This is a genomic window from Mesorhizobium sp. KACC 23794 (assembly GCF_052180275.1).
Lineage (GTDB): Bacteria > Pseudomonadota > Alphaproteobacteria > Rhizobiales > Rhizobiaceae > Kumtagia.
Map to the genome: position 1 here is coordinate 619,197 of NZ_CP197465.1, position 19,796 is coordinate 638,992.

The 19,796-nt window shown below is 64.0% G+C and carries 25 protein-coding genes and 1 other RNA gene; 17 read left to right on the forward strand and 9 right to left on the reverse strand.

The genetic code is table 11. The features are described from left to right. Positions 1–109: 109 nt before the first annotated feature. Complete coding sequence (locus ACSBOB_RS03210; RefSeq protein WP_442581028.1) at positions 110–832, reverse strand: beta-ketoacyl-ACP reductase; 723 nt, start codon at positions 830–832, stop codon at positions 110–112. A gap of 368 nt (positions 833–1,200) precedes the next feature. Further along, positions 1,201–2,382, reverse strand: coding sequence for an acetyl-CoA C-acetyltransferase (locus ACSBOB_RS03215; protein WP_442581029.1), 1,182 nt, complete (start codon positions 2,380–2,382; stop codon positions 1,201–1,203). 291 nt (positions 2,383–2,673) lie between these two features. On the opposite strand from ACSBOB_RS03215, the gene phaR reads away from it, so the two are divergent. Continuing rightward, positions 2,674–3,276, forward strand: coding sequence for a polyhydroxyalkanoate synthesis repressor PhaR (gene phaR / locus ACSBOB_RS03220; RefSeq protein ID WP_442581030.1), 603 nt, complete (start codon positions 2,674–2,676; stop codon positions 3,274–3,276). Positions 3,277–3,338: 62 nt separating this feature from the next. Here phaR and ACSBOB_RS03225 read toward each other — a convergent pair whose 3' ends face one another. After that, on the reverse strand, positions 3,339–3,797 hold the full coding sequence (locus ACSBOB_RS03225; protein WP_442581031.1) for a YbaK/EbsC family protein: 459 nt from the start codon (positions 3,795–3,797) through the stop codon (positions 3,339–3,341). Between the two features lie 153 nt (positions 3,798–3,950). Here ACSBOB_RS03225 and ACSBOB_RS03230 point away from each other — a divergent pair, with 153 nt between their 5' ends. The 3 genes from ACSBOB_RS03230 (at position 3,951) to ACSBOB_RS03240 (ending at position 5,182) form a co-directional block, all read left to right on the forward strand. Continuing rightward, entirely contained in the window at positions 3,951–4,328 is a 378-nt protein-coding gene (locus ACSBOB_RS03230; protein WP_442581032.1) for a YciI family protein, read from the forward strand. A gap of 195 nt (positions 4,329–4,523) precedes the next feature. Next, positions 4,524–4,772 carry a plasmid stabilization protein gene (locus tag ACSBOB_RS03235; RefSeq protein ID WP_442581033.1) on the forward strand — a complete coding sequence of 83 codons (249 nt, stop codon included), beginning with the start codon at positions 4,524–4,526 and terminating at the stop codon, positions 4,770–4,772. After that, positions 4,769–5,182 carry a type II toxin-antitoxin system VapC family toxin gene (locus ACSBOB_RS03240; RefSeq protein ID WP_442581034.1) on the forward strand — a complete coding sequence of 138 codons (414 nt, stop codon included), beginning with the start codon at positions 4,769–4,771 and terminating at the stop codon, positions 5,180–5,182. Before ACSBOB_RS03235 ends, ACSBOB_RS03240 begins: the two co-directional genes overlap by 4 nt. Here ACSBOB_RS03240 and ACSBOB_RS03245 read toward each other — a convergent pair. Further along, positions 5,179–6,435 carry a ubiquinone biosynthesis hydroxylase gene (locus tag ACSBOB_RS03245; RefSeq protein ID WP_442581035.1) on the reverse strand — a complete coding sequence of 419 codons (1,257 nt, stop codon included), beginning with the start codon at positions 6,433–6,435 and terminating at the stop codon, positions 5,179–5,181. The genes ACSBOB_RS03240 and ACSBOB_RS03245 overlap by 4 nt on opposite strands. Before the next feature lie 108 nt (positions 6,436–6,543). Between ACSBOB_RS03245 and ACSBOB_RS03250 the strand changes: the two genes are divergently transcribed. From ACSBOB_RS03250 to ACSBOB_RS03265, 4 genes are all read left to right on the forward strand, one after another. Next, positions 6,544–7,404, forward strand: coding sequence for an acyl-CoA thioesterase (locus ACSBOB_RS03250; RefSeq protein ID WP_442581036.1), 861 nt, complete (start codon positions 6,544–6,546; stop codon positions 7,402–7,404). Positions 7,405–7,640: 236 nt separating this feature from the next. Continuing rightward, the gene (locus tag ACSBOB_RS03255) at positions 7,641–7,979 is read left to right on the forward strand and encodes a P-II family nitrogen regulator (protein ID WP_442581037.1); all 339 of its coding nucleotides are present in this window, start codon (positions 7,641–7,643) and stop codon (positions 7,977–7,979) included. A 29-nt stretch (positions 7,980–8,008) separates the two neighbouring features. Further along, entirely contained in the window at positions 8,009–9,397 is a 1,389-nt protein-coding gene (locus tag ACSBOB_RS03260) for an ammonium transporter (RefSeq protein ID WP_442581038.1), read from the forward strand. A 219-nt stretch (positions 9,398–9,616) separates the two neighbouring features. Continuing rightward, positions 9,617–10,798: an MFS transporter gene (locus tag ACSBOB_RS03265; protein ID WP_442581039.1), complete on the forward strand. Its 1,182-nt coding sequence runs from the start codon at positions 9,617–9,619 to the stop codon at positions 10,796–10,798. 221 nt (positions 10,799–11,019) lie between these two features. Here ACSBOB_RS03265 and ACSBOB_RS03270 read toward each other — a convergent pair whose 3' ends face one another. From ACSBOB_RS03270 to ACSBOB_RS03280, 3 genes are all read right to left on the reverse strand, one after another. Beyond that, entirely contained in the window at positions 11,020–11,859 is an 840-nt protein-coding gene (locus ACSBOB_RS03270) for an amino acid ABC transporter permease (protein WP_442581040.1), read from the reverse strand. Positions 11,860–11,897: 38 nt separating this feature from the next. Next, positions 11,898–12,689, reverse strand: a complete 792-nt coding sequence (locus tag ACSBOB_RS03275; RefSeq protein WP_442581041.1) for a transporter substrate-binding domain-containing protein — start codon at positions 12,687–12,689, stop codon at positions 11,898–11,900. 184 nt (positions 12,690–12,873) lie between these two features. Beyond that, positions 12,874–13,452, reverse strand: a complete 579-nt coding sequence (locus ACSBOB_RS03280; RefSeq protein ID WP_442581042.1) for a L,D-transpeptidase family protein — start codon at positions 13,450–13,452, stop codon at positions 12,874–12,876. A 101-nt stretch (positions 13,453–13,553) separates the two neighbouring features. Here ACSBOB_RS03280 and ACSBOB_RS03285 point away from each other — a divergent pair, with 101 nt between their 5' ends. The 3 genes from ACSBOB_RS03285 to ACSBOB_RS03295 are packed head-to-tail and all read left to right on the forward strand — an operon-like array spanning position 13,554 to position 15,282. Further along, positions 13,554–14,237, forward strand: a complete 684-nt coding sequence (locus ACSBOB_RS03285) for a response regulator transcription factor (protein ID WP_442581043.1) — start codon at positions 13,554–13,556, stop codon at positions 14,235–14,237. A 58-nt stretch (positions 14,238–14,295) separates the two neighbouring features. Continuing rightward, a complete protein-coding gene (locus tag ACSBOB_RS03290; RefSeq protein ID WP_442581044.1) occupies positions 14,296–14,751 on the forward strand; it encodes a cyclic nucleotide-binding domain-containing protein in 456 nt (151 codons plus the stop codon). A 27-nt stretch (positions 14,752–14,778) separates the two neighbouring features. Beyond that, positions 14,779–15,282, forward strand: a complete 504-nt coding sequence (locus tag ACSBOB_RS03295) for a GNAT family N-acetyltransferase (protein ID WP_442581045.1) — start codon at positions 14,779–14,781, stop codon at positions 15,280–15,282. 312 nt (positions 15,283–15,594) lie between these two features. Here the strand turns inward: ACSBOB_RS03295 and ACSBOB_RS03300 are convergent, their stop codons facing one another. Both ACSBOB_RS03300 and ssrS read right to left on the reverse strand, forming a co-directional pair. Next, complete coding sequence (locus tag ACSBOB_RS03300; protein WP_442581046.1) at positions 15,595–16,401, reverse strand: exodeoxyribonuclease III; 807 nt, start codon at positions 16,399–16,401, stop codon at positions 15,595–15,597. An 88-nt stretch (positions 16,402–16,489) separates the two neighbouring features. After that, positions 16,490–16,646: non-coding RNA, 6S RNA (gene ssrS / locus ACSBOB_RS03305), on the reverse strand. 121 nt (positions 16,647–16,767) lie between these two features. On the opposite strand from ssrS, the gene ACSBOB_RS03310 reads away from it, so the two are divergent. The 6 genes from ACSBOB_RS03310 (at position 16,768) to ACSBOB_RS03335 (ending at position 19,795) form a co-directional block, all read left to right on the forward strand. After that, the gene (locus ACSBOB_RS03310) at positions 16,768–17,607 is read left to right on the forward strand and encodes an AAA family ATPase (protein ID WP_442581047.1); all 840 of its coding nucleotides are present in this window, start codon (positions 16,768–16,770) and stop codon (positions 17,605–17,607) included. A 113-nt stretch (positions 17,608–17,720) separates the two neighbouring features. Further along, positions 17,721–18,167 carry a GNAT family N-acetyltransferase gene (locus ACSBOB_RS03315; protein WP_442581048.1) on the forward strand — a complete coding sequence of 149 codons (447 nt, stop codon included), beginning with the start codon at positions 17,721–17,723 and terminating at the stop codon, positions 18,165–18,167. Between the two features lie 60 nt (positions 18,168–18,227). Continuing rightward, positions 18,228–18,422: a type II toxin-antitoxin system HicA family toxin gene (locus tag ACSBOB_RS03320; RefSeq protein ID WP_442581049.1), complete on the forward strand. Its 195-nt coding sequence runs from the start codon at positions 18,228–18,230 to the stop codon at positions 18,420–18,422. Positions 18,423–18,430: 8 nt separating this feature from the next. Beyond that, positions 18,431–18,835, forward strand: coding sequence for a type II toxin-antitoxin system HicB family antitoxin (locus ACSBOB_RS03325; protein WP_442581050.1), 405 nt, complete (start codon positions 18,431–18,433; stop codon positions 18,833–18,835). A gap of 81 nt (positions 18,836–18,916) precedes the next feature. Continuing rightward, the gene (locus ACSBOB_RS03330; RefSeq protein WP_442581051.1) at positions 18,917–19,345 is read left to right on the forward strand and encodes a YeeE/YedE family protein; all 429 of its coding nucleotides are present in this window, start codon (positions 18,917–18,919) and stop codon (positions 19,343–19,345) included. Positions 19,346–19,348: 3 nt separating this feature from the next. Continuing rightward, positions 19,349–19,795, forward strand: a complete 447-nt coding sequence (locus tag ACSBOB_RS03335) for a DUF6691 family protein (protein ID WP_442581052.1) — start codon at positions 19,349–19,351, stop codon at positions 19,793–19,795. Position 19,796 lies beyond the last annotated feature (1 nt).

Below are 19,796 nucleotides of genomic sequence, written 5' to 3' on the forward strand. Positions count from 1 at the left end.
GAGAAGGTGGCCGAGCGAAGCGAGGTCGGATGAGGGGTGCTGGACGGAGTGTGGCGTGGAACCATGATGCGACGGGCTCACCCATCGCATCAATCCATCTGCCTGACGCTCACGTAATATACTGCCCGCCATTGGCCGTCAGCGTCGAGCCGGTGATGAAGCCGGCCTCGTCGGAGGCGAGGAAGACGACGCAGCGGGCGATCTCGTCGGGCTCGCCGAGACGGCCGACCGGGATCTGCGCGATGATCGATTCGCGCACCTTTTCCGGCACGGCCATCACCATCTCCGTGCCAATGTAGCCGGGCGCAATCACGTTGACGGTGATGCCCGCGCGAGCCCCCTCTTGAGCAAGCGCCTTGGTGAAGCCGATGTCGCCGGCCTTGGCGGCGGAATAGTTGGCCTGGCCCATCTGGCCCTTCTGGCCGTTGATGGAGGAGATGGTGATGACGCGGCCGAATTTTCGGTCGCGCATGCCGGTCCACAGCGGATGGGTCATGTTGAAGGCGCCGTTCAGATTGGTGCCTATGACCTCGTTCCACTGCTGCGGCGTCATTTTGTGGAACATCGCGTCGCGGGTGATGCCGGCATTGTTGACCAGCACCTCGACCGGACCGAGATCGGCCTCGACCTGTTTTATGCCGGCGGCGCAGGCGTCGTAATCGGCGACCGACCATTTGTAGGTTTTTATGCCGGTTTCGGTGGTGAATTTTGCCGCCGCTTCCTCGTTGCCGGCGTAGTTGGCGGCAACATGATAGCCGGCATTTTTGAGGGCAATTGAAATCGCAGCACCTATGCCGCGGGACCCACCCGTTACCAGTGCAACTCGTGCCACGTCCATCTCCTCCCGTTTAACTGGCCAGCTTCTCTGCTCTTGCAATCAAAAGGTCATCCTCATCGCCTTTGAACGCATGCGGAACTCTACGCAACTGGTCTGCCGACCTCCAGTCAGGCGGGCACAATTTCGGCGACGACCATCGGCAATTTTCTACTTCGACCCAGTGCTTTCGAATGGCCGCGCAATTCCACTGGTGGGTATCGCCATAGCCGAACTCAACGCCGCAGCAATCGCAAATAATATATGTCGGGGAATCGCCGTCAGTTCCCCAAGGCTCGTCGGGATAGTGGTTGAGGCCACAGACACGACAGCGATATCGCTCCGTGGCTTCAGCGAATTGGATTACGCGCGCCATTCGCCCCGGGTCAATTCATCGCCTCGACACACATCGCCACACCCATGCCGCCGCCAATGCACAGCGTGGCGAGACCCTTCTTGGCGCCGCGGCGGCGCATCTCGAAGACCAGCGTGTTGAAGACGCGGGCGCCGGATGCGCCGATCGGGTGGCCGATGGCGATCGCGCCGCCGTTGACGTTGACGATGTCCGGGTTCCAGCCCATGCCCTTGTTGACCGCGCAGGCCTGCGCGGCGAAAGCCTCGTTGGCTTCGACGAGGTCGAGGTCGCCGACCGTCCAACCGGCCTTTTCCAGCGCCTTCTGCGAGGCCGGGATCGGGCCGGTGCCCATCACCGAGGGGTCGACGCCGGCGGTTGCCCACGAGACAATGCGCACCAGCGGGGTGATGCCGCGGCGCGCCGCTTCGGCCTCGGTCATCAGCAGCGTGGCGGCTGCGCCGTCATTCAGCCCGGAAGCGTTGGCGGCGGTCACCGTGCCGTCCTTGTCGAAGGCCGGCTTCAGCTTCTGCATGGCGTCCAGCGTCGCGCCGTGGCGAATGTATTCGTCGGCGTCGACGATGGTGTCGCCCTTGCGGCCCTTGATGGTTACGGCGACGATCTCGTCCTTGAACTTTCCGGCCTTCTGGGCGGCCTCGGCCTTGTTCTGCGAGGCGAGCGCGAACTGGTCCTGGGCGTCGCGGGTGATCTGGAACTGCTTCGCGACGTTTTCGGCGGTGTTGCCCATGTGGTAGCCGTTGAAGGCGTCCCACAGCCCGTCCTTGATCATCGTGTCGATCAGCTTCAGGTCGCCCATCTTGGTGCCGGCGCGCAGGTGCTGGCAGTGGGCCGAAAGCGACATGGATTCCTGGCCGCCGGCTATGATGATCCTGGCGTCGCCCGAGGCGATCTGCTGCATGCCGAGCGCGATGGCGCGCAGGCCGGAGCCGCAGACCTGGTTAAGGCCCCAAGCGGTGGCCTCCTTCGGCACGCCGGCGTTTATCGCCGCCTGCCGCGCCGGGTTCTGGCCCTGGCCGGCGGTGAGCACCTGGCCGAGGATCACCTCGTCGACTTCGTCGGCCTCGACGCCGGCGCGCGCCAGCACTTCCCTGACCACGACGCTGCCGAGGTCATGCGCGGGGGTGGCGGCGAAGGCGCCGTTGAACGAACCGACCGGCGTGCGGGCAGCGCTGGCGACGACGATGGCATCGGACATTCTTGCTTCTCCAGACCTTGGTGACGGCTTTGCCGCCCTGTTTGCCTGGACTTTATGTGGCCTTGTCGCGCGGACGAGTCAAACCTGAAAATCGGCGGGCTGCCATGCACGGCACGAACCGGCATTCATGTTGCGCAACTGCTGCGCAGCATTTTTCCCCGGCATGGCCCGCCGCGGAATCCCGCACCGCACAAACCGCTTGGAATTGTGACGGTTTTGCGCGTATCCTCCCTCGGACGCGCAATCGTTACCGGCCGCTTACCCTGCGGCGGTGCGCCCGGGAGGATGTTGATGGCCGCGAAGGACGAACCCGTCGTCATCAAGAAATACGCGAACCGCCGCCTCTACAATACAGGCACAAGCACGTACGTGACGCTGGAGGACCTCGCCGGCATGGTGAAGCGCGGCGAGGATTTTACCGTGCAGGACGCAAAGACCGGCGACGACATCACCCATCCGGTGCTGACGCAGATCATCTTCGAGCTGGAGAACAAGGACGGGCAGAACATGCTGCCGATACCGTTCCTGCGGCAACTCATCTCCTATTATGGCGACCAGATGCAGATGATCGTGCCGAGCTTCCTTGAACAGTCGATGGGCGCCTTCGCCAAGGAGCAGGAGCGCTTTCGCGAGCAGATGAAGGCGGCGCTGGGCAAGACGCCGGTCGACGTTATGAAGATGGCGACACCGATCAAGGCGCTGGAAGAGCAGACGCGCCGCAACATGGAGATGTTCCAGAACGCCATGCGGATGTTCACGCCGTTCCCGACCGGCGTGCCGGGTGCCGTCGCGCCGGAGCCGGCGAAGAAGGAGACCTCCGACAAGGCCGACGACCTGTCGGAACTCAAGGAACAGATCGCAGCCATGCAGCGCAAGATCGACTCGCTGAGCTGACACTCCGGCCTGGGGTGTTTTTATCCCCTTCGCTTGGCCTTTACCTACGCCTTTGCCGCCGGCTACTGGCAGACGTCGACCCATTCCGCGCCGACAAGCGCCGCAAGGCGGGCCGGCGAAAGCCTGACCGCCGCGTTGGTCGCCCCCGCGGCGGGGACCACCTTGTCGAAACTTTTCAGCGACGCGTCGCAATAGACCGGCAGCGGCGAAGGCAGCCCGAACGGACAGACTCCGCCGACCGGATGGCTGGTGGCGGCGACGACCTCCTGCGCGTCCAGCATGCGCGGCTTGCCGCCGAACCGGTCCTTGAATTTTCGATTGTCCAGCCGCGCCAGCCCGCCGGCGACGACCAGCATGACCTTGTCGCCGGCCCGCAGGCAGATCGTCTTGGCGATCTGCGCCGGCTCCACGCCGTGCGCCTCCGCCGCAAGCTGCACCGTCGCCGAACTCTGCTCGGTGACGATGATTTCGATGTCGGGGGCATTTTCGGCGAAGAAGGCACGGACAGACTCAAGTGACATGCGGCAGGACTTATCGATTGCGGCGATGCGTGACAATCCGCCGATGAGGGTTTGCCGCGTAGAATAATCCTGAGGCAAAACGTCGGCCGCTCCGGCTTCGAAGCGTCCTTATCAATACGGCGGGAGCCCGCGCCTTTGGAGAGGGAGAAGAGAATGCAATATATTTGCCTCGTCTATCACGACGAAACAGTCTTCCAGCGCATGTCGGCGTCCGAGATCGAGACGATGCAGCGCGAGGCCGCGGCCTATGACGAGCGGCTTGAGAAAGAGGGCAAGATCGTCATGGCGCGCCCGCTGAAGCTTCCGCACAGCGCCAGGACCGTGCGGGTGCGGGCGAAGAAGCGCCATGTCACGGATGGGCCGTTCGCCGAGACCAAGGAGCAACTCATCGGTTTCATCCTGATCGAAGCCGGGAGCATGGATGAAGCCGTCGAACTGGCCGGCATGAGCCCATTGGCGAAGACGGGCTTCATCGAGGTGCGCGGCATCTCGTTCCATGGCGATCCGGACTTGGAACAGCCGAAGGGCTGAGGGTCAAATCCCCTCGCCGCGCAACAGCCTTGGCGTTCCGCCGGTCGGCTCGGACGCCTGGCAGGTAAAATCGATCGCGGCAGACGATCGACGAGGCCGACGCCAGACAATGGGCCATCTTGCCGTCTCAAGCCATCTTGATGTCGCGGAAGTCGCTCTCTATCATGATCCTTTCGACAGCGAGGAAGGTTTTCCATGGCCGAACCCCAGCTTTCCGTTCGTAGCGCAAAGGCGCGCGATCTCGCCCATCGCTTGGCGCGGCGAGAGAACCGCTCGATCGCCGACATCGTTGAAAGGGCACTGGAATCTTATGAGGTTCGCGAAGCGGGCCGGGAGCCCGCCGCGTCCTTTTACGCGCGCCTGTCCGCGGCCTATGGAACCGATATCGATGTGGAAGCCGTCATTCAGGCCGCCCGAAGCGTCAACCCAGGCCCCGACCTTTGATTTTCGTCGATACCAACGTTCTCTCGGAGACCTTGCGCCGGTCGCCCGACCCTGCGGTGATGTCATGGCTGACGCGCCACGACGCGGAACTGGCGTTGCCGACAGTGACGATCGCGGAAGTGGCTTTCGGGATTCAGAAGATTGTTCCTGACCAACGGGCTGCACGGCTGGAACAAGGACTTGCCGAATGGCGACGGAGGTTCGCCGACCGCATATTCGGTCTGACCGAGGAGGCGGCGATGGCCTATGGGGAGATCATGGGAACTGCTTCACGGCGGGGAGCCGGCATGTCGGCTCCCGATGGCATGATCGCAGCGATTGCACGCGTGAACGGCGGTCGCCTGGCGACGCGCAACGTGTCACACTTCCAAACCACCAGCCTCGACCTCATTTCACCTTGGGATTTCTAGATTCCCTCGCCGCGCAACAGCCTTGGCGTTCCGCCGGTTAGGCCGGATGCCTGGCGGATGAAATAATCCTTCAGGCGCGGCACGCGGTCGACGAGGCCGAGGCCGATGTCGCGCACCGCGCGTAGCGGTGCGAAATCGTTGGAGAAAAGGCGGTTCAGCACGTCGGTGGTGATGCCCATCTGCACCGTGTCGAAGCGCCGCCACTGCTGGTAACGCTCCAACACGTCGAGTGCGCCGAAATCTTGGCCGAGGCGGTCGGCTTCGACAATCGTCTCGGCGAGGGCGGCCGCATCCTTGAAGCCGAGATTGAGGCCCTGGCCGGCTATCGGATGGATGCCGTGCGCGGCGTCGCCGGCCAGCGCGATGCGCGGTTTCACGAAATCGCGGGCCAGCGTCAGCCCGAGTGGCCAGGCGCGGGGCTTGCCCTCGACGCGGATTTCCCCCAGCTTCAGCCCGAAGCGCAGTTCCAGTTCCGTTTCGAACAGCAGTTCGTCGGAGGCGACCAGCCGTTCCGCGTCTGCGGTGCGCTCGGTCCAGACGATGGAAGAACGGTTGCTGCCGTCCTCGCCCGGATGCAGCGGCAGGATGGCGAAAGGGCCGGCCGGCAAAAAGTGCTCTTCCGCGCGACCGCCATGCGGCCTTTCATGCGCCACGGTGCAGACGATGCCGGACTGGCCATAGTCCCAGTGCACGGTCTTGATGCCGGCCATGTCACGCAGTCTTGACTTCACCCCATCTGCGGCGACGAGCAGGCGGGTGCGCAGCGTCACGCCGTCGGCCAGATGCACCAGCGCCCGGCCGCCGCCGGTCTCGAAGCCCTCGACGGCAATGCCTTCGATGATGTCGATGCCGAGTTCGGCGGCGCGGCGGCGCAGGCTGCCGCTCAGCACCTTGTTGGCGACCATGTGGGCGAAGGGCTCGCCGGTGCCAACGTCGCCGCCGAAGGTCAGGAACACCGGGCGCACCGGATCGCTGGTGCGCGAATCGGTGACAATCATGTCGGTGATCGGCTGCGCCTTCTCGGCGATCTCGTCCCAGCAGCCGAGTTGGCCAAGCATGCGGCAGGCAGCGGCGGCAATCGCCGAGGCGCGGCCGTCGCGTTCCCATGCGCCGGAAGGCGCCGCATCGACCACGGCGACCGACAGGTTCGGCCGTGCCTGGCGGATCGACACGGCGACCGCCAGGCCGACATAACCCGCGCCCGCCACAAGAATGTCGAGGGCCGGCGTTTCGTCTGTTGTCTTGCCAGGCATTGCCGCCTCCTTGCCTTTTCGGCGCGATCGCTGGAGCGATCCATCGCCGCTTGACTTGTCTGCCGCTCCCGGTGCAACCGGTGTCCGGAAATCGTTCCGGAGACGCCGATGTCGTCCGCCATGCAAGAGCTTCTCTCCATTCTCGACCTGGAGAAGCTCGAACACAACCTCTATCGGGGTCGCAGCCCCAAGGAGAGCTGGCAGCGCGTGTTCGGCGGACAGACCATTGCGCAGGCGCTGGTGGCGGCTCGGCACACGGTGCAACCCGACCGCTACATCCATTCGCTGCACGGCTATTTCATCCGCCCAGGCGACACCGCAGCACCTGTCGTCTACGAGGTCGAGCGGACCCGCGACGGCGGCTCCTTCACGACGCGGCGCGTCGCTGCGATCCAGCATGGCGAGACGATATTTTCCCTGGAAGCTTCTTTCCAGGTCGACGAAGATGGCCTCGATCACCAGATTCCGATGCCGGCCGACGTTCCCGGCCCTGAAACGCTCAAGACGCCGGCCGAGATTCTTCGCGACTATGGCGACGCCGTTCCCGAGGGCGTGCGGCGCTACTGGGCGCGTGAGCGGCCGCTGGAGATCCGGCCGGTCATCCTCGAGCATTATACCAGCCGGGAAAAGCTGCCGCCGACGCAGCACATCTGGATCCGCACCACCGGTCCCGTGCCCGCGGACCGGGCGGTGCGCTCCGCCATCCTCGCCTACCTCTCCGACATGACGCTGCTCGACACCTCGACCTTTGCGCATGGCCGCGCCGTCTTCGACCGCGACCTGCAGGCGGCGAGCCTCGACCACGCCATGTGGTTCCACCGCGATGATCCGCTCGACGGATGGCTGCTTTATACGCAGGACAGCCCCTCGGCTGGCGGCGCGCGCGGCTTCACCCGCGGCGCACTGTACTCGCGCGGCGGCAGATTGATCGCTTCTGTGGCACAGGAAGGCCTCATCCGCCTGCGATGATCGCCCGCCGAATAGGCATTTTTCGGTTTTTGCCTATTATTTAGGCGGACGCAATGCTGCGCCTGCGAAGGCATTGCGTCCGAACTGTGGCGATTCCATTGATTTCCAACAGGTTAACGCTGCGCGCCGCAACTGGCACGGAGCTTGAATTGCCCTTTGCACTCATCGGATGCCCTGCGGCAGCCGGCCGAGGCACGAAACGCGGGGGACCCGCAACCAGCAGAGGGTGAAACCTTATGAAAATCGTGATGGCTATCATCAAGCCGTTCAAGCTTGACGAGGTGCGCGAAGCGCTCACCGCCGTCGGGATACAGGGCCTGACCGTCACCGAAGTCAAAGGCTACGGGCGTCAAAAGGGTCACACGGAAATCTACCGTGGCGCGGAATACGCGGTGAGCTTCCTGCCGAAGATCAAGATCGAAGTCGCGGTCGGCACGGACATGGTCGACAAGACCGTCGAGGCCATCTCCGCGGCAGCCAAGACCGGGCAGATCGGCGACGGCAAGGTCTTCGTCTACGCGATCGACCAGGCGGTGCGCATCCGCACCGGCGAGACCGACACCGACGCGCTGTAAGCACGCCACCAGGCATCATGGAGATATCAATGACCTTTCTGAACAAAATAGCGCCGGTGGCGCGCACCACCCTTTTGAGCGCGGCGGCGTTGTGCGCGCTGGGCACGCTCGCCGTCTTCGCGCAGGAAGCCGCACCTGCCGCTGCCGAGGCCGCCGCCGCGGCGCCTGCCGCGCCAGCCGACGTCATCGACAAGGGCGACGTCGCCTGGATGATGACCTCCAGTGCCCTCGTGCTGTTCATGACCATCCCCGGTCTCGCCCTGTTTTACGGCGGCCTCGTGCGTGCCAAGAACATGCTTTCCGTGCTCATGCAGTGCACGATGATTGCTTCCGTCGTGATGATCGTCTGGGTGCTCTGGGGCTATTCGATCGCCTTTGGCGGCGGCACCAGCCCGTTCTGGGGCGGCCTCGGAAAGGTCTTCCTGTCCGGTGTCACCAAGGACACGACGGCGGCCACCTTCACCGCTGGCGTCGTCCTGCCTGAATATGTGTTCATCTGCTTCCAGATGACCTTCGCGGCGATCACGCCGGCGCTGATCATAGGCGCCTTCGCCGAGCGCATCCGCTTCCGTTCGGTGGTTCTGTTCGTCATCCTGTGGGTCACCTTCGTCTATTTCCCGATCGCCCACATGGTCTGGGACGCCAATGGCTACATCTTCAAGATGGGCGCCATCGACTTCGCCGGCGGCACCGTCGTCCACATCAATGCCGGCATCGCCGCTCTGGTCGGTTGTATCCTGGTCGGCAAGCGCACGGGCTTCGGCAAGGACAACATGGCTCCGCACTCCATGACGCTGACCATGGTTGGCGCCGCCATGCTCTGGGTCGGCTGGTTCGGCTTCAACGCCGGTTCCAACCTTGAGGCAACCTCGGGTGCGGCGCTTGCCATGATGAACACCTTCGTTGCCACAGCGGCCGCGGTCATCTCCTGGTCGGCGGTCGAATCGCTTGCCCGCGGCAAGGCCTCGATGCTGGGCGCGGCTTCCGGCATGGTCGCCGGCCTCGTCGCCATCACGCCTGCCTGCGGCACCATCGGCCCGGTGGGTGCGATCGTGCTCGGCCTCGTCGTCTCGCCGGTCTGCTACTACTTCGTCACCTCGGTGAAGTCGAAGCTCGGCTACGACGACTCGCTCGACGTGTTCGGTGTCCATGGCGTCGGCGGCATCATCGGCGCGCTGGCCACCGGCATCCTGACGTCCGCGACGCTTGGCGGCACGGGTTTCCCCGCAGAGGCCACGATGGGCAGCCAGTTCATGACCCAGCTCACCGCCGTGGTCATCACGATCCTCTGGAGCGGCATCATCTCGGCGATCCTCTACAAGATCGTCGACGCCATCTTCGGCCTGCGTCCGACCCCGGAAGCCGAGCGCGAGGGTCTCGACCTCACCTCGCACGGCGAAGTGGCCTACCACTCTTAAGCGGAGTTCCCGGCGCGGTCCGCCGCGCCGGATAATTTCCATCCCGTCGGGCGGCAAGGGCCGCCCTAGCTTGAACCCGGCTCCGGCCGGGTTCTTTTTTGCGACGGTAACGGTAGAGAGTGCCGGCGTTGGCCCAAGTCATTCCGCAAGCGCCCTGCTTGACAGGCGATTAAACCGATTTAGGTTCGCGCGCTTCGCAACCGGCCGAACGGGGTCGACATGGACGCTTCGAATATGATCCACACGGGTCAGCGGCACAGGTGGGCGATCGCCGGGCTTTTCTTCATGAACGGCTTCCTGTCCGGCAGCTGGGCGCCGCAGATTCCGGTGTTCCTGACAAGACTTGGCATCACCGAATTCACGCTGGGCCTGCTCATCCTGCTGTTCGGCCTCGGCGCTGTCACCGCCATGCCGTGGTCGGGATACCTGATGTCGCACCATGGGTCGCAGAAGGTGGTGCGCGGCTTCGGCATCGTTGCGGCCTTCGGTCTGCTGGGCGTGGCGCTGGCGCCGAACGTACCGGTAGCAGCCGTCGCCATGTTCCTGTTCGGCGGTCTGATCGGCGGCATGGACGTCGCCATGAACGCCAACGCGGTGGCGGTGGAGCGGCACATGTCGCGCGCTATCATGTCGTCCTCGCACGCCTTCTGGAGCCTTGGCGGCTTCTTCGGCGGCGGCGCCGGCGGGCTGATCATCCAGAATTACGGCCATCTCAGCCACGCCATCGGCGTGACGCTGATCGCCCTTGCGGTGCTGGCGATCTGTTACCGCAATGTCATCGCCGACAAGGCGCCGGCCACCCACGAGCATCACAAATTCGCACTGCCGAAATCACCGACCGTCTATCTCGTTGGTCTTATGGCGCTTTTTTCGATGATCCCGGAAGGCGCAGTGCTAGACTGGGCGGCGCTTTATCTCCAGCAGGAGCGCGGCGCCGACCTCGCCACCGCCGGCTTTGCCTTCGGCCTGTTCGCCGGCGCCATGGCGCTCATGCGGTTCCTCGGCGACGCCGTGCGCAACCGCTTCGGCGCGGTCAACACGCTGCGGGTGTCGAGCCTGATCGCGGCGGCCGGCATGCTGATTGCCGGCCTGTCCTCGGAACCGTGGCTGGTGATTGCCGCCTTTGCGCTGTCCGGCATCGGCATCGCAAACGTCGTGCCGATCATCTTTTCCGCCGGCGGCAACCAGCCGGGCATGGCCTCGACGACGGGCATGAGCGTAGTGACGACGATGGGCTATTCGGGCATCCTTTTGGCGCCCTCGGCCATCGGTTTCACCGCGGAGCACACCGGCGGCTTCTCGATGATCTTCGTGGCGCTTTCGGGCCTGCTGGTCGTCGTCTGCCTGATGGGCCGCCTTGTGCATACCGCCGATTTCGACCATGGTAAGGCGGGCGAATAAAACTGCTTCAAGATCAATGCCTTGGCCTCGGCCCGCTGGAAACTGGCCGTTATGCCCGCCACTGTGTGAAGTCCGTAATATGGAGCGATTTCAACTCGTTACGGCGCGATAGCCGCCGGAAGGAGGTGAATCGCTTCGTTTCGGCCGCCAAAACGCCGGTCGCGCCGTCGTTTTTCCGCATCCGCGGTTTGCCGCAACCCTTTTTTGTTTCGCGTAAAACTCTATCGTTGCTGCGCCCGCCGCATCCTCTGCTCCAGTGCCCGCAGCAGCAGCGACAGGCTGACGGTCAGCAGCAGGTAGATGTAGGCGACGATCGAATAGGTCTCGAAGAAGCGGAACGAGCCGGCCGAGTAAATCTTCCCCATCTGGGTGATGTCGGCGACGCCCAGCACCGAGACGAAGGACGAGTCCTTGACCATGGTGACAAAATCGTTGCCGAGCGGTGGCAGGATGGTGCGCATGGCCTGCGGGAAGACGATCAGGCGAAAACGCTGGGTGCGCGACAGGCCGAGCGCCTTGGCCGCCTCGATCTGGCCGGAGTCCACGGACTGGATGCCGGCGCGAAAAACCTCGGCGATGAAGGCGCCGTAGCCGATCGTCAGCGCAATGATCGCCCGCCACAGCAGCGAGACGTCGCGCACCAAGAGTTCGCCAACGACGCCGGCTTCCCTGAGCGGCGTCATCAGGGCGTTCCACAGCGCGACGAAGGCCGGCACGCCGGCGAAGGCGATCCAGAACAAAAGCACGAGGAACGGGATGCCCCGGCAGAGTTCCGTGTAGAAACGGGCGATCTGTCTCAGCCAGATGGAGCCCGACAGCGCCATCAGGGCTAGGCACAGGCCCAGCGCCGAGGAGAGTGTGAAACCCACAATTGTGACATAGATGGTGATCCAGGTTCCCTGGGCCACGGTCCTGAAAATCTGGCTGTAGAGGTCGCTGGAGGCGATGGCGATCGCCGCGGCGACCGCGATCAGGATGAGTGCCACCAGCCAGTACGGAAAATCCGGCTTTCCGGTCCTGCCTGGTCGAATCCGGTCGGCTGCGATGCCGCCTGCTGGCATTTCCTCCAAGATTATCTATCCGGCCGATACGGCGGGATTTACGGCTTGTAGTCGACGAACCATTTTTGCGTCAGGCGGTCGAACGTGCCGTCGGCCTTCAGCGCGGCTATGCCGGCATTGATCGGGGCGACCAGGTCGGAGCCCTTCGGGAAGATGAAGCCGAATTCCTCCGCCTGCAGCGGCTCGCCGATCAGTTTAAGCTTGCCGCCGGAAGCGGCGCTCAGCGCCTTGCCGGCGGCACTGTCGGTCAGCACCAGGTCGACGTCGCCGGCCTGCAGGGCGGCGACCGTCGAGGCGAACGTGTCCATCAGCTTGATGCGCGGGTTCTGCTCGTTGCCGTCGAGCACGTTGTAGACGGCGACATAGAAGGGCGAGGTGCCGGCCTGCGCGCCGACCAGCAGCTTTTCGTCGGCAGCAAAACCCTTGGCGTCGGTAAAGCGGCTTTCATCGCCGCGCACCAGCATGAAGATCTCGGACAGCATGTAGGGATCGGAGAAGTCGACCTTCTCCTTGCGGTCGTCCTTGATGGTGATGCCGGTCATGCCCATGTCGTACTGCTTGTCCGACACCGCCTGGATCATCGCGTCCCACGAGGTGTTCTGGTATTCGGCAGTGAAATTCAGCTTCTTCGACAGCGCGTCGATCGCATCATATTCCCAGCCGACCGGCTTGCCCGTCTTGGGGTCGACGAACTGCAGCGGGAAATAGGCGTTCTCGGTGACGATCACGATTTTCTTGCCGCCGAGATCGGGTAGCGCCTGGGCGAAGGCTGCGAGCGGAAACAGCATAAGGGCCGCCAGCGCGGCCAGTACGAATTTCAGACGGGTCATGACGCGCTCCTGAGAAGCTGCTTTTGTCGGGATCGGTGGAATTTTCGCGACTTTAGCGGGCTGCCGGAAGGTTGCAAGCCACCCGCATCGCGTCGAAAAACCTATCGGCCTGTTTCGATTGCCTTTTGCCGGGAAGATTCGGAAAATTCTCGCGAAACGGGGGTTCGGGGCAGCGAGTTGCCTGTCAGCGCCTCACCTCTAGCACCGTGCCGCGCGACAGATGCGGCAGTAGCCTTGCCATGACTCGTGCCGTCACCGCCACGCAGCCTTGCGTCGGCGAAAAGTCTGGCCGGGCGAGGTGGAAGAAGATGGCGCTGCCGCGTCCGCGGCGGCGCGGAACGATGTTCCAGTCGAGCACGATGCAATAATCGTAGAGCGGGTCGGAGCGCCGCATCGTCTCGTGGCTTGCCGCATAGGGCATCTTGACGGGCCGGTTGTAGTTGCGGTCGTCCGGCACCTCGCACCAGCCGAGATCGGCTGATATCGCCTCCATCACCAGTCGCGTGCCGCCGATACGGATATGGTCGTTGCGGAAATAGCCGCCGAGCAGCCGCATCGGTCCCAGCGGCGTCGCGCCGTCGCCCTCGCGCTTGTCGGCGGAAATGCCGCCGCGCCCCAGGGCGCAGGGAAAGACGCTTTGGCCGGCCTGTAACAGGCCCTGTGTCGGTACGCCCGGACGTGGCCGGACGACGAGCCGCGTCAGGCCCGACGCACCTGTTCCAAATGACTGCTTGCGCTCACGTTTTTTGGAGTATGATCGCATGCGCCGACAAATCACCGTGACCAGGCTGTTTGTCGGCGGAGGTTCCGCATAAACGGGGCGGCGGTCAACCGAATTGTGGTTGCAGGACAACGGATTGGATCATGACATCACGCACCATCCTGATCGTCGACGATGATGACGACCTTCGCAGCACGCTGGTGGAGCAGCTCTCGCTCTATGAGGAATTCGACGTGCTGCAGGAGGCGACGGCCGCAAAGGGCGTCGCCGCGGCGCGTGGCGGCATGATCGACCTTCTGATCATGGATGTCGGCCTTCCCGACATGGACGGCCGCGAGGCGGTGAAGCTGCTGCGCAAGGGCGGCTACAAGGCGCCGATCATCATGCTGACCGGCCACGACACCGATTCGGACACGATCCTCGGGCTGGAAGCCGGCGCCAACGACTATGTTACGAAACCCTTCCGCTTCGCTGTGCTGCTCGCCCGCATCCGCGCGCAGCTTCGCCAGCACGAGCAGAGCGAGGACGCCACCTTCTCCGTCGGCCCTTACACCTTCAAGCCCAGCCAGAAGCTGCTGCTCGACCAGAAGGGCGCAAAAGTGCGGCTGACCGAGAAGGAAGCCTCGATCATCAAATACCTCTACCGGGCCGGCGAAAAAGTCGTCACCAGAGACATCCTGCTCGAGGAGGTGTGGGGCTATAATTCGGGCGTCACCACCCACACGCTGGAGACCCATGTCTACCGCCTGCGCCAGAAGATCGAGCGCGATCCTTCCAATGCCGAAATTCTTGTGACAGAAAGCGGCGGTTACAAGCTGGTTCCCTGACCGGTGGAGGCGGTGGGGGTCGCTTCGGGGAGAGCCGGCCGTCGGAACTGGGGACTGGATGGCGCTGGATGACGATATTCGCATCCTGTCCGGCGTGAGGCTGTTCGAGGGCTTCACGGCCGAACAATTGCGCCTGCTGGCCTTCGGCGCCGAGCAGGTCTCTCTTCCCAATGGCCGGAGACTGTTTCGGGAGGATGACGAGGCTGACGCCGCCTATGTGGTGGTGGTGGGTTCGATCAGCCTGTTCCGCGAGGGCGACGACGCCCGGCTGCCGATCGGCCGTGCCGGGGCGGGGGCGATGATCGGCGAGCTCGCGCTGATCGCCGACACGCGCCGGCTGACAAGCGCAGAGGCCGGCGCGGATTCCGAACTGTTGCGGCTGAGCCGCCGGACGTTCCGGCGCATTCTGGAAGAATATCCGGACACGGCTGTCATCCTCTACCGCCGCATCCACGCGGATTTCCAGGCGCTCATAGAGCAGATCGAGGAAATGGCGCCGCGATTCTCCGGGTAGCGGCTATCCCAGGAAGGGCCGTGCCCCATGCAGTTCGAAGTCACCCGCGCAACCGAGGCCGACATCTCCTTCGTCATGGCGACAGAGCGCCTTGACGGTTATGGCGCCGTGGTCGGACGCTGGGAAGAGCTACGCCATCGCCAGGCCTTGGTCGACGGAACGCACGCCCATTTCATCGGACGTGAAGACGGCGAGCCGATCGGATTTGCCATCCTGCGCGATTGGGCCTCGCCTGAACGCGTCACCCTGATCCGGCGGCTTGCCGTAACGCGGCCCGGACAAGGTCAGGGCAGGCGGCTGCTGGCGTCGGTCGTCGGCAAGGTCTTCGAGGAGACCGATGCATACAGGGTATGGATCGGCCATTTTCCCGAAAACCTGCGCGCTCACCGCGCCTATGAGGGTGTGGGGTTCGTGCAGGAAGGCATCGCACGCGGCAGCGCCTATTTCGGCGGCGCCCACAGGGACGAGGTGATCATGTCCCTGCTGCGGCCGGAGTGGGAAGCGCTTTCCCGGGCGCGCCAAGCCGGTTGATGTCTCGAACGATTGATTGTGCGTCCTTCGAGGCTCGCCCATTGACGATTTCGCTCCTATCCCAAGCGTCGTGTGGGCTCGCACCTTGTATTAGCGAGATTGTGTATTGTTTGGGTGTTCCGTGAAGGGGACGGTGCGGCCCGGGTGGCCACCCGGGCCGCACCGCCGGCCGTCGGATCGCTCGCACCCAAACAATACACAATCTCGCTAATACAAGGTGCGAGCCCGCAAGGCGTTCAAATACGGCGAAGACTTTGAAGGGCGAGCCTCGAAGGACGCACTCAACACCGATCATCCCTGGAGGCCATTGGCCTATTCCAGATCGAACCGCGCCATCACCGGCACATGGTCGGACGGCCGGTCCCAGCCGCGGGCGGCGCGCAGGATTTCGTAGCCCTGGAAGGCCGGCACGAGGTTGGATGACGACCAGACATGGTCGAGCCGGCGGCCGCGGTCGGACGCCTCCCAGTCCTGGGCCCGATAGCTCCACCAGGTGTAGAGTTTCTGCTCGTAAGGGATGTTGTGGCGCATCAGGTCGATCCAGTCGCCGGCCTTGCGCATCGCCTCGAAATTCTCGGTCTCGACCGGCGTGTGGCTGACGACGTTGAGCAATTGCTTGTGCGACCAGACGTCATGCTCGAGCGGCGCGATGTTGAGGTCGCCGACCAGCACCGAGCCGGAAGCGTCGCCGGCCTCGGCGCGCACCGCGTTCATCTCGGCGACGAAATCGAGCTTGTGCTTGAACTTCCAGTTGACGGCCGGATCGGGCTCGTCGCCGCCGGCCGGTACGTAGAAATTATGCAGCAGCAGCGATTTGTTGCCGGCCGGAACACGCACGGAGATATGCCGGCAGTCCTGCATGTCGCAAAAACGCCGCCGGTCGACGATCTCGATCGGCCGCCGCGCCACCGTCGCCACGCCGTGATAACCTTTCTGGCCGCTGATCGCGATGTGCTCGTAACCCAGCTTGCGGAAGGCGGCGGACGGGAACTGGTCGTCCGGGCATTTTGTCTCCTGCAAACACAACACGTCCGGCGCGTATTCGGTCAGCAGCCGCTCGACGATCGGCATGCGCAGGCGGACGGAATTGATGTTCCAGGTGGCGATGGAAAACGGCATCGGGGGATCCGGGTGGAAGCAGCCCGGTTACTGGCAGCCGGCGGGCCGGATGGCAAGTCCGGCTCGGAGGTAACCCTGGCGGGAGGAGTGACGATCCACACAACCGGTGGAGAAGTCGATCCCGGAGACCTACAAAGTAGGTGGGCGCCGTATGAGAGGACCCACGGGTCCCCCCAGGGACAGCTCCCTAAGGATCGTTAAGGCCCCGGGGAAAATGTCTCTCCTGCCGCGAAGCACAGACCGTCGGGAGTGAATATAGGCTGGCTAGCTATCGCCCGCCAGTGCGATCTTGGGCAAAGCGCGGCTTGCGCACCGACGCGTCCCTACTTATGCACCGTCTGGAACGGCCGGCTGGAAGGAACAAGCATGCGCTTCGAAGGAACGGCGGCTTATGTCGCCGACAAGGATCTGATGGTGGCCGTCAACGCGGCGATCGCGCTGGAGCGGCCGCTGCTGGTCAAGGGCGAGCCCGGCACCGGCAAGACCGAGCTGGCGCGACAGGTGGCGTCGGCCCTCGGCCTCGACCTGATCGAATGGCATGTGAAATCCACCACCAAGGCGCAGCAGGGCCTTTACGAATATGACGCGGTGAGCCGGCTGCGCGACAGCCAGCTCGGCGACACGCGCTTCAACGACATCCACAACTACATCAAGCGGGGAAAACTGTGGGAGGCCTTCGCCGCCGACCGCAAGGTGGTGCTGCTGATCGACGAGATCGACAAGGCCGACATCGAGTTCCCCAACGACCTTTTACAGGAACTCGACCGCATGGAGTTCTTCGTCTACGAGACCGGCGAGACGATCTCGGCAAGGCAGCGGCCTATCGTCATCATCACCTCGAACAACGAGAAGGAGCTGCCGGACGCGTTCCTGCGCCGCTGCTTCTTTCACTACATCCGCTTTCCCGACGCCGGGACGCTGCAAAAAATCGTCGACGTGCATTATCCCGGCATCAAGCAGAACCTCGTGCGGGCCGCACTCACGCAGTTCTACGAGATCCGCGAGGTGCCGGGGCTGAAGAAAAAACCCTCGACCTCCGAGGCGCTGGACTGGATCAGGCTGCTGGTGGCCGACGACGTGGCGCCTGAGGATCTGCGCGCCGACCCGAAGAACATGCTGCCGAAACTGCACGGCGCGCTGCTGAAGAACGAGCAGGACGTGCACCTGTTCGAGCGGCTGGCGTTCATGGCCAGAAGGCAGGGGTAAAGCCGCCCACGCGCCGGCAGCGGCAACGATAGTTCGGGCCTGGGCCATCGCCGGGACCGGCACCGTGGCGTATGGATATCGGGAGTCCCAAACAGCGAAGGGTCGCGAGTAAAATGCCCGAAATCGTCGTCCGCCCGCTCCAGCAATCCGACCACGCCGAGTGGCGCCGCCTCTGGACAGCGTACCTCACCTTCTATGAAACGACGCTGTCCGATGAAGTCTATGCGCTGACCTGGCGCCGCCTGTTCGAGGCGGGCGAATTCGAGCCCAAGGGGCTTCTCGCCCTGCTGGACGGCAAGCCGGTCGGACTGACGCATTATCTCTTCCACCGCTCCTGCTGGGCGAAAGCCGACAATTGCTATCTGCAGGACCTGTTCGCCGACCCGGACGTCCGCGGCAAGGGCGTCGGCGCGGCGCTGATCGCAGCGGTCCGCGAGGCGGCGGCGAAAAAGGGCGTCACCAACGTCTACTGGATGACCCACGAGACCAACGCCACCGCGCGAAAACTCTACGACCGCGTGGCGAGAAGGACGGGGTTCATCGAGTATGATTTGCTTTGACGGCCCGCGGTTGAATCGGCGCTTATTGCGCAATATATTGCGCACTTAAGAGGTGTTGACTTGCCTCAGGTCGAGACGAACACGAGAAAGATTGCGTCTCTCCTTCTGCGGGATGGCTGGATCAACGTCGGCGGCGGCAAGCATGACAAATACACGCATCCCGGCAGGCCCGGTGTCATCATCGTGTTGCCGCGCCATCGGGAGCAGTCGCCGGGCGTCGCGCGTTCGATAGCGCGCCTCGCGGGATGGATTTGAGGAAAGACATGACCCACTATGTCGGCATTCTGGACGGAGCGACTGAGGTCTGGGGTGTCCGCATCCCGGATGCCCCCGGCTGCCACGGCGGCGGCTCCACGCCCGAAGAGGCGATCAACGACGCCACATCGGCGTTGCGCGAGTGGGCGGAAACCTTTTTGGGCACCAGCGATTCCATGCCGGTTGCACGGAACGTCGCGGAATTGCTGTCCGGCGGAGAGATCGATACCGGGGCCGGCGAATCCGCCGTTCTAATCCCGCTGCTTTTGGATTCTGGCCGTCCCGTTCGCGCGAATCTCTCGCTTGATTCCGGTCTTCTGGCCGCGATCGACGAGGAGGCCAGGCGGCGCGGCCTCACGCGATCGGCCTTTCTGGCAAGTGCTGCACGCGAGAAGATTGAGGGGCACCGTTAACATGTCGCGACCAACGACTTCCAGGCGACGCAGAAGGCTGTCGCCTTCAGCCGATTTCATGGTTCAGCGAAGGATTTGCCGATGACTGAATTCACACCCTGGGCGTCGCTGGCCGGCGGCGCGCTGATCGGCCTGTCCGCCGTCCTGCTGATGCTGGCGGAAGGCCGGATCGCCGGGGTCAGCGGCATCGCATCGCGGCTCCTGCCGCCTTTCCGCAACGGCCTGCCGGGCGGCCAGTTCGGTTTCGTCCTGGGCATGGTGGCCGCGCCGTTCGTGGTGACGGCGGTGACGGGCGCACCGATTGTCCAGACCGTGTCCTCGAATCTTGCCCTGATGACGGTCGCCGGCCTGCTCGTCGGTTTCGGTACAGTGCTCGGCAACGGCTGCACCAGCGGGCATGGCGTCTGCGGCCTGTCGCGGCTTTCGCCAAGGTCGCTGGCGGCGGTCGTTACGTTTATGGCGACAGCTTTCGCGACCGTTTTCGTCGCCCGCCACATCGTTGGGGCCTGAGCCATGTCCTTCGTCGTCAATGCGCTGCTCGGTCTGCTGTTCGGTGTCGGCCTCGTTGTGTCCGGCATGGCGGATCCGGCGAAAGTGCTGAATTTTCTGAATCTTGCGGGAAATTGGGATCCGTCGCTGGCTTTCGTGATGGGGGCCGCGGTGCTTGTCGCGTTCGTCGGCTATCGCGTGGTTCTGCGCCGCGACCGGCCGCTGATGGCCGATGGTTTCCACCTGCCGACAAGAACCACCGTCGATGCCCGGCTGCTGGCCGGTGCGGCGATCTTCGGGATCGGCTGGGGCATTGGCGGCTTCTGCCCCGGTCCGGCCTTTACGGCGCTCAGCCTTGGCCAGCCGGGCACATTGGCCTTCGTGCCCGCCATGCTGGCCGGCTTCTGGATTGCGCGAATGGTGTCTGCAGGACGAGGCGGCGTCCCGGCCGCGAAGGGTGGGCAGGCCTAGC